The following is a 9,007-nucleotide window of genomic DNA, read 5'->3' as shown; positions in this document are numbered from 1 at the left end:
CGGTTGTCGCGCCGCGCCTCGACGCCCGTCTGCACCCGCACGCGGCGCCGCGTCGCCTGCCCGGCCAGCGCCTGCTGCGCGTTGATCAGCAGGTTCAGCACCACCTGGCCGACCTGGTCGCCGTCGGCGTGGATCGACGGCAGCGCCGCCTCCAGCTCGGTCTCCAGCTCGATGCCGTGCGTGCGGTAGCCGTAGTGCAGCATCTCCACCGCGGCGCACACCAGGTCGTTGATGTCGACCGTGCTGCGCTGCGGCGGCTTGCTGCGCGCCATGTCGAGGAAGGTGCGCACGATGCGCCCGCAGCGCTCGGCCGCCTCGCGGATGYGCAGCACGTCGGCCTTCAGCGCATCGTCCTCGCATTTCTCCTCCAGCAGGCTGGCGCGCCCCATCACGATCGCGAGCGGGTTGTTCAGCTCGTGCGCGACGCCGGCCAGCAGGCTGCCCATCGCGGTCAGCTTCTCGCTCTGGCGCAGGGCCTCGCGCTGGCGCTCGATCTGCTGCGCCGCGCCATGCCGCTCGGTCACGTCGACCATCGACGCGGTGTAGAACACCGTGCCGCCGACATCGCTGCGCCACAGCACCATCTCGATCGGAAACTCGCGGCCGTCGGCGCGCAGCCCGAACAGCTCCATGCGCCGGCCCAGCACGCGCGGCGCGCCGCCGGCCGCGAGCCGCGCCATGCCGGCATCGTGCGCGGCCCGGTAGCGCTCGGGCATCGCGACCTCGCTGACGCGCCGGCCCAGCACGTCGGCGCGCGTGCGGCCGAACATCGCCTCGGCCGACGGGTTGAACTCGACGATGCAGCCCTGCCCGTCGGTGGAGATCAGCGCCGCCAGCGCATGGTCGACGATCGCCGACTTCAGCGCCTCGCTGGCGCGCAGCTGCTCGACCTGTTGCGCCAGCGCCTCCTCGTGCAGCTTCAGCTCGGTGTGGTCGCGCCCGAACACGACGATCGCCTGCACCGGCTCGCCGGGCGGGCCGTACGGCACCATCGTCTCCTGGACGAAGCGCCGGCCGCGCACCGGGTACTCGACCCAGCCCTGCCAGCGCAGCGATTCGCCGCCGAACAGGCGCTCGGTCCACGGCAGGTAGCCCTCGTACGACGCGCGGCCGATCACGTCGGCCAGGTGCCGGCCGGTGATCTGCTTCGGTGTCAGCCCGAAGAAGCCGGCCGCCTCGCCGTTCGCGTAGCGGTAGCGGTGCGCACGGTCGATCACCGCGACGCGCGCGGTGATGTGGTCGAGCAGCGAGCTCATCAGCGCCGGGTCCAGCGCCGCACCGTCCGCGGCTTCGGGGCGCTCGCCCCATCGCAGGCGGCCGGTCCAGCTGAACTCGCGCTGGAGTCCGGTCATGCGTCCGCGACGTGGGGCACGAAGACGTAGCCCACGTTGCGAACGGTCTTCAGCACTTCCGGCTTGTCGGGGTTGGATTCGATCTTGCGGCGCAGCCGCATCACGCGCAGGTCGATCGAGCGGTCGAACACGTCCCAGCCGCGGTTGTGCGCCTGCTCCATGATCTGGTCGCGGCTCAGCGGCCGGTTCGGGTGGCGGGCGAACAGCGACAGCAGGTCGAACTCGGCAGCGCTGATCTCGACCTCGCGGCTGTCGTCGAGCGCGAACAGCCGGCGCTGGTCGAGGTCGAGCTCGCAGGTGCCGAAGCGCACGCGCTTGCTCGGCGTCGGCTGCGAGGCGGCCGCCGCCACCTGCGGTGCCAGCGTGGCGAGCGCCACGCGGCGCAGCACCGCGCGGATGCGCGCCAGCAACTCGCGCATCTCGAACGGCTTGGGCACGTAGTCGTCGGCACCGAGCTCCAGGCCGACGATGCGGTCGACCGATTCGCCGGCGGTGGTCAGCATCACCAGCCCCATGTGCGGGTGGCGCTCGCGCAGCCAGCGCGCGAGCGACAGGCCGTTCTCGCCGGGCATGTTGACGTCGAGGATGGCCAGGTCGGGCAGCGATTCGGCGAGCATCTCGCGCGCCTGTGCCGCATCCTGCGCGGTGCGCACGACCAGGCCGTGGCGGCCGAAGTACTCGCTCAGCAGCGAGCGGATCTCCGGCTCGTCGTCGACGACCAGCACGACAGGGGTGGCGGCTTGCACGCCGGACGCCATGGGGAAGATGCCTCGTTGCGGTATGTCGCGGGGGGTTCGCGGCGGATCATATCGGTCCGGCGGCGCAATGCCGGCACGGTTCGCGCCGCTCAGCACCGCGGTGATCCATTCGGTGGCGGTCGGCGTGGTGTTCATCGCGCACCGCTCACAGGCTCAGGTGGGCGATGTCCTCGCCGAAGGCCTCGCTGCGGAACACCACCGGCCGGGTGTCGGCGAACTCCAGCCGGTGCGCCTGGGCGAAGCGGGCGCGCTGCACCGCGACACGCGACGGGCGGCGCGCAGGCGCAGCGGCGCGGCGCGAGAACAGGCGTTGCAGCGTGGTGGTGACGAGGGTCGCGGTCATGGGGGGCTCCGGGCGGTTGTGCGTGTTGGTATGCCGTCAGTGTCGAAGCGGTGGGTATCAACCCCGTTTCCGCAACGGCCCGCTTTGTTTCGTTTGTTTCACCACGCCCCGCCCGTATCATCCCGCGATGCCCGCCACCCTCGCCGGCCAGCTCGTCGTGGCCATTTCCTCGCGCGCCCTGTTCGATTTCGAAGAGGAGAACCGCCTGTTCGAAGCCAAGGACGACCGCGCCTACATGCAGCTGCAGCTGCAGCGCGTCGGCGAACCGGCGAAGCCCGGCGTCGCGTTCTCACTGGTCAACAAGCTGCTCGCGTTCAACGCGGCGTCGCCGCAGGCCTCGGTCGAGGTGGTGATCCTGTCGCGCAATGACCCGGTCTCGGGCATGCGGGTGTTCCGCTCGGCCCAGCATTACGGGCTGCCGATCCAGCGCGGCGTGTTCACGCGCGGCGAATCGCCATGGCGCTACCTGCGGCCGCTGAATGCCCACCTGTTCCTGTCGACCAACGAGGCCGACGTGCGCTCGGCCCTCGAGGCCGGCGTGCCGGCCGCCCGCGTCTACCCGCACTCGGCGCGTGCGTCCGATGCCCATCCGCACGAGGTGCGGATCGCGTTCGACGGCGACGCGGTGCTGTTCTCCGACGAGGCCGAGCAGGTGTTCCAGAGCGGCGGGCTCGATGCCTTCCAGGCCCATGAGCGCGACAAGGCGCTGAAGCCGCTGCCGGCGGGGCCGTTCAAGCCGCTGCTCGAAGCGCTGCAGCTGCTGCAGCGCCAGGCCTCGCCGGCGATGCGGGTGCGCACCGCGCTCRTCACCGCGCGCAGCGCACCGGCGCACGAGCGCGCGATCCGCACGCTGATGGACTGGCACATCGAGATCGACGAGGCGATGTTCCTCGGCGGGTTGCCGAAGGGCGAGTTCCTGCGCGAGTTCGAGCCCGATTTCTTCTTCGACGACCAGACCGGGCACATCGAGAACGCCGCCGCCCATGTGCCTTCAGGCCATGTCGCGGCCGGCGTCTCGAACCTGATCGCGCAGGTGGCGGCCGTTCAGGCCGAGCGCTGACGCCACCAGCCGAGGCCGGCCGAGGTGCCGGCGCGCGGGCGGTACTCGCAGCCGATGTGGCCGCTCCAGCCGAGCTCGTCGATCACGTCGAACAGGTGGGCGCAGTTCAGCTCGCCGACGTCCGGCTCGTGCCGCTGCGGCACGCCCGCCACCTGCATGTGGCCGACGCGGCCGCTCGGCAGGTACTGGCGCAGCTTCATCTCGACGTCGCCCTCGACGATCTGGCAGTGGTAGAGATCCATCTGCACCTTCAGGTTGGGCCGCCCGAGCTCGACGACCACCGCATGCGCCTCGGATTGCCGGTTCAGGAAGTAACCCGGGACGTCGCGCGTGTTGATCGGCTCGATCGTCAGCTCGATGCCGAGCGGTGCCGCATGGCCGGCCGCCCAGTCGAGGTTGGCGACATAGCACTCGCGCAGCCAGGCCCGGTCGACCTCCGGCGGCGCGATGCCCGCCATCACGTGCAGCCGCGGGCAGCCGATCTCGCCGGCCAGCGCCAGCGCATGTTCGATGCCTTCGCGGAAGGCGGCCTCGCGGCCGGGCAGGCAGGCCAGGCCGCGCTCGCCCTGCGTGGCATCCCCTGGCGGCGCGTTGAACAGCACCTGCCGCAGTCCGTTCCCCTGCAGCCGCGCCTTCAGTTCCGCAGCCGGCAGGTCGTACGGGAACAGGCATTCGACCGCGTCGAAGCCGTCGCGCGCCGCGGCCTCGAAGCGATCGATGAACTCATGCTCGGTGTACATCAGGCTCAGGTTGGCGGCGAACTTCGGCATGGCGGGTCTCCTCAGCGGTGAAGTCAGCGGTGAAGTCAGCGGTGAGAGCTGCCGTCCTGCGCTTCCATGAACGCGCGCCGGAAGGCCAGCGGCTTCGAGATGCCGTTCAACGGTGCCTGCGGCGAACCGGCCCCCGAGATCAGCAGCGAGCCGTAGTCGAGCATGCGGCCCATCACCGTCTGGTCGACCTGGATCGATTCCACCTTGTTGATGTTGATCTCGATCGTCTGCCGCGAGATGAAGCCCTGCTTGACGATCACCCGCTTGTTCGTCACCGCGAGCTCGGTGGTCTTGTACATCACGTAGGCATAGCCCCAGGCGATCAGCCCGACGCCGAAGGCCGGCAGCAGCACCAGGCCGAGCAGCAGCGGCACCCACAGCGACCAGAGGCTCACGTGGGCGTAGTGCAGCACGCGTTCGTCCGGGGTCAGTGCGCCTTCGATGTAGCTCGACATGGTGTTCCTTGGGGAGAGTGCGGCGTGACGATAGCAGCTGCGGGTTGCTACAGTCGGCGCCCGCCCCTTGCGTCGCCGCGATGCCGCCCACCGTCCGCACCGTCCTGCCGCTGTCCATCGTCACCGCCACCAGCATGCTGGCGATGGACCTGTTCCTGCCGGCCGTGCCGACGCTGCAGGCCTCGCTCGGCATCGACGTGACGCTGGCGCAGGCGACGGTCGCGGTGTTCCTCGCCGGGCTCGCCGCGTCGCAGCTGATCTGGGGCGAGGCGATGACGCGGCTCGGCCCGCGCCGCTGCGTGCAGATCGGCGTCTCGCTGCTGGTGCTCAGCGCCTTCGGCTGCGCGCTGGCGCCCGACATCGGCTGGCTGCTCGCGATGCGCGCGCTGCAGGGCGCGGCCGCCGGTGCGGCGACGGTGGTGGCGCCGAGCGTCGTGCGCGCGACGCTGCCGGACGAGCATGCGGTGAAGGGCATCGCCTCGATCGCGATGATCGAGTCGGCGGTGCCGGCCGCCGGGCCGGTGCTCGGCAGCGCGCTGCTGCTGGTGATGGACTGGCGCGCCACGTTCTGGATCCTCGGCGGCGTCACGCTGCTCGCGCTGCCCTTCGTCGTGCGCGTCACGCCGCGCGAGCTGCCGGGGCTGGACCGCAGCGCCGCCTCGGGCTACGGCGCGATCGTCGGCAACCGCAGGTTCGTGCGCCTCGCGCTGTGCCATGCGCTGTGCTTCGGTGCGCTGCTGAGCTTCGTCGCGAGCGCGCCGCAGCTGATGGTGCATGCCTACGGCCGCGGCGCCGCCAGCTTCGCCGCGCTGCAGCTGATGAGCGTGCTGTGCTTCATGGCGGTGGCCAGCCAGTCCGGGCGGATCAGCCGGCGCTTCGGCGCGGCGCGTGCGGTGCAGGCCGGCTGCTGGGCGCATGTGGCGCTGTGCGGCGGCTTCGCGCTCGCGGCCTGGCTCGGACAGCCCGGCTACGCAACGGTCGCGGTGTTCTGGTGCGCCTTCACCGCGGTGCTCGCGGTGCGCGGGCCGGCCGCCTTCAGCGAGGCRCTGGCCCTGCCGCCGGTGCAGATGGGCCGCGCGTCGGCCCTGCTGATGCTGGCGATCCTCGCGGCCGGCGCGCTCGGCACGCAGGGCGTGGCGCCGTTCATGTCGGGCCGCTCGCCGCTGCCGCTGGCCCTGGCGATGCTGCTGCTGTGCGTCGCCAGCCTCGCAATGGTGCTGCCGTATCCCCACGGCCGCGCTTCCGCTTCACAATGAACGCCTATTCGAGATCGGAGACCCCATGTCCTACGTGATGCTCATCGTCGAACCCGTCGAACAACGCGGCCAGCGCACGCTCGCCGAAGGCCAGGCGGCCTACGACAGCATGCTGGGCTATGCCGAGAAGCTGAAGGCCCGCGGCGTGCTGAAGGGCGCCGAATCGCTGCTCGCGCAGGACCGCGCGGTGCGCGTGCAGAAGCGCGCCGGCGAGAAGCGGCTGGTCGACGGCCCGTTCGCCGAGGCCAAGGAAATGATCGGCGGCTTCTTCCTGCTCGACGTCAAGACGCGCGACGAAGCGGTGGCGATCGCGGCCGATTGCCCGGCCGCCGAGTGGTGCACGATCGAGGTCCGCGAGCTCGGCCCCTGCTTCGCCTAGGCACCCCGGGGGTTATCCCTGAGCTGGCCCTGGCGATGTCGATCCGGCCGCTGATCGCCCGTCGTGTGAACAGGGGCGGACCCATCGATCCGCCCGTCACACCCAGGAGCCGATCATGCTGAAGTCCACCCTGCTCGTCATCGCCGCTGCGCTCGCCGTGCTGCTGGTCTACGCCGCCACCAAGCCCGACACCTTCCGCGTCGAGCGCAGCGTGCGCATCCAGGCGCCGCCGGAGAAGCTGCACGCGATGATCAACGACCTGCGCAGCTTCAACACCTGGAACCCGTACGAGCGCAAGGACCCGGCGTTGAAGGGCAGCTACGGCCCGACCACCGTCGGCACCGGCGCGCGCTACGGCTGGGAGAGCAAGGAGGTCGGCACCGGCAGCCTCGCGATCCTCGAGACCGTGCCGGCCTCGAAGGTCACGATGGCGCTCGATTTCGTGAAGCCGTTCGAGGCGCACAACCAGGCCGAGTTCACGCTGCAGCCCGAGCAGGGCGGCACCCGCGTGACCTGGGCGATGCACGGCCCGGTTCCGTACCTCGGCAAGGTCATGCACGTCTTCATCAACGTCGACCGCATGGTCGGCACCGACTTCGAGGCGGGGCTCGCGAACCTGAAGAGCCTCGCCGAGAAGAGCACCTGAGGACCCCGGTGGAATCGACACAACCACGCACAGAGACACACCGTGCGATCGAAGCCGTCTGGCGCGCAGAGGCCGCGAAGATCATCGCGCACGTCGCGCGCATCGTGCGCGACGTCGGCCTGGCCGAGGAACTCGCGCAGGACGCGCTGCTCGCCGCACTGGAGCACTGGGAGGGCGGCGTGCTGCCCGACAACCCGGCGGCCTGGCTGATGACCACCGCCAAGCACCGCGCGCTCGACCGGCTGCGGCAGGACGCGCTGCATGCCCGCAAGCAGGAGGAGCTCGGCCACGAGATGGACGCGATGCAGGCGCACGTGGTGCCCGACTTCGTCGACGGGCTCGATGCCGCGCGCGAGGACGACATCGGCGACGACCTGCTGCGCCTGATCTTCACCGCCTGCCACCCGGTGCTGTCGACCGATGCGCGCGTCGCGCTGACGCTGCGGCTGCTCGGCGGGCTGACGACCGACGAGATCGCGCGCGCCTTCCTGGTGCCCGAGCCGACCATCGCTCAGCGCATCGTGCGCGCCAAGCGCACGCTGAGCGCGGCACGCGTGCCGTTCGAGGTGCCGCAGGCGGATGCGCGCGCGGCGCGGCTCGGCTCGGTGCTGGAGGTGATCTACCTGGTGTTCAACGAAGGCTATTCGGCGACCGCCGGCGACGACTGGATGCGCCCGTCGATGTGCGACGAGGCGCTGCGGCTCGGCCGCGTGCTGGCCGGCCTGGCGCCCGGCGAGAGCGAGGTGCACGGCCTGGTCGCGCTGATGGAGATCCAGGCTTCGCGCACGCCGGCGCGCACCGATGCGCAGGGCCGCCCGGTGCTGCTGATGGAGCAGGACCGCGGCCGCTGGGATCCGCAGATGATCGCGCGCGGGCTGGCGGCACTCGCGCGATCCGAGGCGCTGGGCGGCGCGCGCGGGCCCTATGCGCTGCAGGCAGCGCTCGCGGCCTGCCATGCCCGCGCGCGCCGCGCCGACGAGACCGACTGGGTGCAGATCGTCGCGCTGTACGACGCGCTCGAGCAGGTGGCGCCGTCGCCGGTGGTGGCGCTGAACCGCGCGGTGGCGGTCGGCATGGCGTTCGGGCCGGCGGCCGGGCTGGAACTGGTCGACGAACTCGAGGCCGAACCGGCGCTCGCGAACTACCACTGGCTGCCGAGCGTGCGCGCCGACCTGCTCGCGCGGCTGGGCCGGCACGCCGAGGCGCGCGAGGCCTTCGAGCGCGCCGCCGAGATGACGCGCAACGAGCGCGAACGCGAACTGCTGCTGCAGCGGGCCCGGGAGCAGCCGGACTGAGCGGCAGAGGGGCTGGCGGATGCCGCTTTTTTGGCATGCCGGCGGCCCAAAATTTCATTTGTGCGACACCGGAGCGCTCGCTACGCTGTCGCCCCATGACCTGGACCACCTCCCTGCCGCTGATCGCGATCCTGCGCGGCATCCGCCCCGAAGAAGCCCTGCCCCATGCGCAGGCCCTGATCGATGCCGGCTTCGATGCGATCGAAGTCCCGCTGAACTCGCCGCAATGGCAGAAGAGCATCGCCGACATCGTGCAGCGCTTCGGCAGCCGGGCGCTGATCGGCGGCGGCACGGTGCTGAAGCCGGCCGACGTGGATGCGCTGGTCGAGGTCGGCGCGAAGCTCGTCGTGACGCCGAACACCCGGCCCTCGCTGATCGCCTACGCGGTGCAGCGCGGCCTGCAGGTGGCGGCCGGCTTCGCGACCGCCAGCGAAGCCTTCGACGCGCTCGATGCCGGCGCGCAGGCGCTGAAGCTGTTCCCGGCCACCACCTACGGCACCGGCCATGTGAAGGCGCTGAAGGCGGTGCTGCCGGCCGGCGTGCCGCTGTTCGCGGTGGGCGGCGTCACACCGGCCAACCTGGGCGAGTACCTGCGCGCCGGCTGCATCGGCGCCGGCCTCGGCAGCGACCTCTACAAGCCGGGGCAGGACGTGTCGCGCACCAGCGAGATGGCGCGCGCGTTCGTCGCCGCGC

At 71.3% G+C, this 9,007-nt stretch carries 11 protein-coding genes; 6 read left to right on the top strand and 5 right to left on the bottom strand.

From position 1 onward, the window contains the following. The 3 genes from AC1DXV_RS27240 to AC1DXV_RS27230 form a co-directional block, all read right to left on the bottom strand. Positions 1–1,352 (bottom strand): PAS domain S-box protein (locus AC1DXV_RS27240; RefSeq protein WP_477936495.1); only part of this gene is annotated, 1,352 nt, incomplete at its 3' end. Further along, the gene (locus AC1DXV_RS27235) at positions 1,349–2,245 is read right to left on the bottom strand and encodes a response regulator (RefSeq protein ID WP_477866529.1); all 897 of its coding nucleotides are present in this window, start codon (positions 2,243–2,245) and stop codon (positions 1,349–1,351) included. The genes AC1DXV_RS27240 and AC1DXV_RS27235, both read right to left, overlap by 4 nt. A gap of 10 nt (positions 2,246–2,255) precedes the next feature. Further along, positions 2,256–2,453 (bottom strand): hypothetical protein, encoded by a 198-nt coding sequence (locus AC1DXV_RS27230; protein WP_477866527.1) that lies wholly within the window; start codon positions 2,451–2,453, stop codon positions 2,256–2,258. A gap of 127 nt (positions 2,454–2,580) precedes the next feature. On the opposite strand from AC1DXV_RS27230, the gene AC1DXV_RS27225 reads away from it, so the two are divergent. Then, complete coding sequence (locus AC1DXV_RS27225) at positions 2,581–3,513, top strand: 5'-nucleotidase (protein WP_477936493.1); 933 nt, start codon at positions 2,581–2,583, stop codon at positions 3,511–3,513. Here AC1DXV_RS27225 and otnI read toward each other — a convergent pair. Further along, the gene (otnI, locus tag AC1DXV_RS27220; protein WP_477866523.1) at positions 3,498–4,283 is read right to left on the bottom strand and encodes a 2-oxo-tetronate isomerase; all 786 of its coding nucleotides are present in this window, start codon (positions 4,281–4,283) and stop codon (positions 3,498–3,500) included. The two genes, AC1DXV_RS27225 and otnI, sit on opposite strands and share 16 nt — an antisense overlap. Before the next feature lie 35 nt (positions 4,284–4,318). Then, entirely contained in the window at positions 4,319–4,738 is a 420-nt protein-coding gene (locus AC1DXV_RS27215) for a PH domain-containing protein (RefSeq protein WP_477936491.1), read from the bottom strand. An 80-nt stretch (positions 4,739–4,818) separates the two neighbouring features. Here AC1DXV_RS27215 and AC1DXV_RS27210 point away from each other — a divergent pair, with 80 nt between their 5' ends. The 5 genes from AC1DXV_RS27210 to AC1DXV_RS27190 all read left to right on the top strand — a co-directional run. Beyond that, positions 4,819–5,994, top strand: coding sequence for an MFS transporter (locus tag AC1DXV_RS27210; protein ID WP_477866519.1), 1,176 nt, complete (start codon positions 4,819–4,821; stop codon positions 5,992–5,994). 25 nt (positions 5,995–6,019) lie between these two features. Further along, positions 6,020–6,373 (top strand): YciI family protein, encoded by a 354-nt coding sequence (locus tag AC1DXV_RS27205; protein ID WP_477866517.1) that lies wholly within the window; start codon positions 6,020–6,022, stop codon positions 6,371–6,373. A gap of 115 nt (positions 6,374–6,488) precedes the next feature. After that, positions 6,489–7,019 carry an SRPBCC family protein gene (locus tag AC1DXV_RS27200; RefSeq protein WP_477866515.1) on the top strand — a complete coding sequence of 177 codons (531 nt, stop codon included), beginning with the start codon at positions 6,489–6,491 and terminating at the stop codon, positions 7,017–7,019. An 8-nt stretch (positions 7,020–7,027) separates the two neighbouring features. After that, positions 7,028–8,314: an RNA polymerase sigma factor gene (locus AC1DXV_RS27195; RefSeq protein ID WP_477866513.1), complete on the top strand. Its 1,287-nt coding sequence runs from the start codon at positions 7,028–7,030 to the stop codon at positions 8,312–8,314. 95 nt (positions 8,315–8,409) lie between these two features. Further along, the coding region (locus AC1DXV_RS27190) for a 2-dehydro-3-deoxy-6-phosphogalactonate aldolase (protein WP_477936489.1) at positions 8,410–9,007 on the top strand (598 nt) is incomplete at its 3' end.

The organism is Rhizobacter sp. P3_C12, from assembly GCF_056402735.1.
The sequence above is the reverse complement of the archived record's forward strand: the minus strand, read 5'-3'. Positions and strand labels throughout refer to the sequence as shown.

Bases quoted from the DNA above. Each gene is read 5' to 3' on its own strand.
- AC1DXV_RS27235 (WP_477866529.1), bottom strand. From the start codon at position 2,245: ATGAACACCACGCCGACCGCCACCGAATGGATCACCGCGGTGCTGAGC.
- AC1DXV_RS27230 (WP_477866527.1), bottom strand. From the start codon at position 2,453: ATGACCGCGACCCTCGTCACCACCACGCTGCAACGCCTGTTCTCGCGC.
- otnI (WP_477866523.1), bottom strand. From the start codon at position 4,283: ATGCCGAAGTTCGCCGCCAACCTGAGCCTGATGTACACCGAGCATGAG.
- AC1DXV_RS27215 (WP_477936491.1), bottom strand. From the start codon at position 4,738: ATGTCGAGCTACATCGAAGGCGCACTGACCCCGGACGAACGCGTGCTG.
- AC1DXV_RS27205 (WP_477866517.1), top strand. From the start codon at position 6,020: ATGTCCTACGTGATGCTCATCGTCGAACCCGTCGAACAACGCGGCCAG.
- AC1DXV_RS27200 (WP_477866515.1), top strand. From the start codon at position 6,489: ATGCTGAAGTCCACCCTGCTCGTCATCGCCGCTGCGCTCGCCGTGCTG.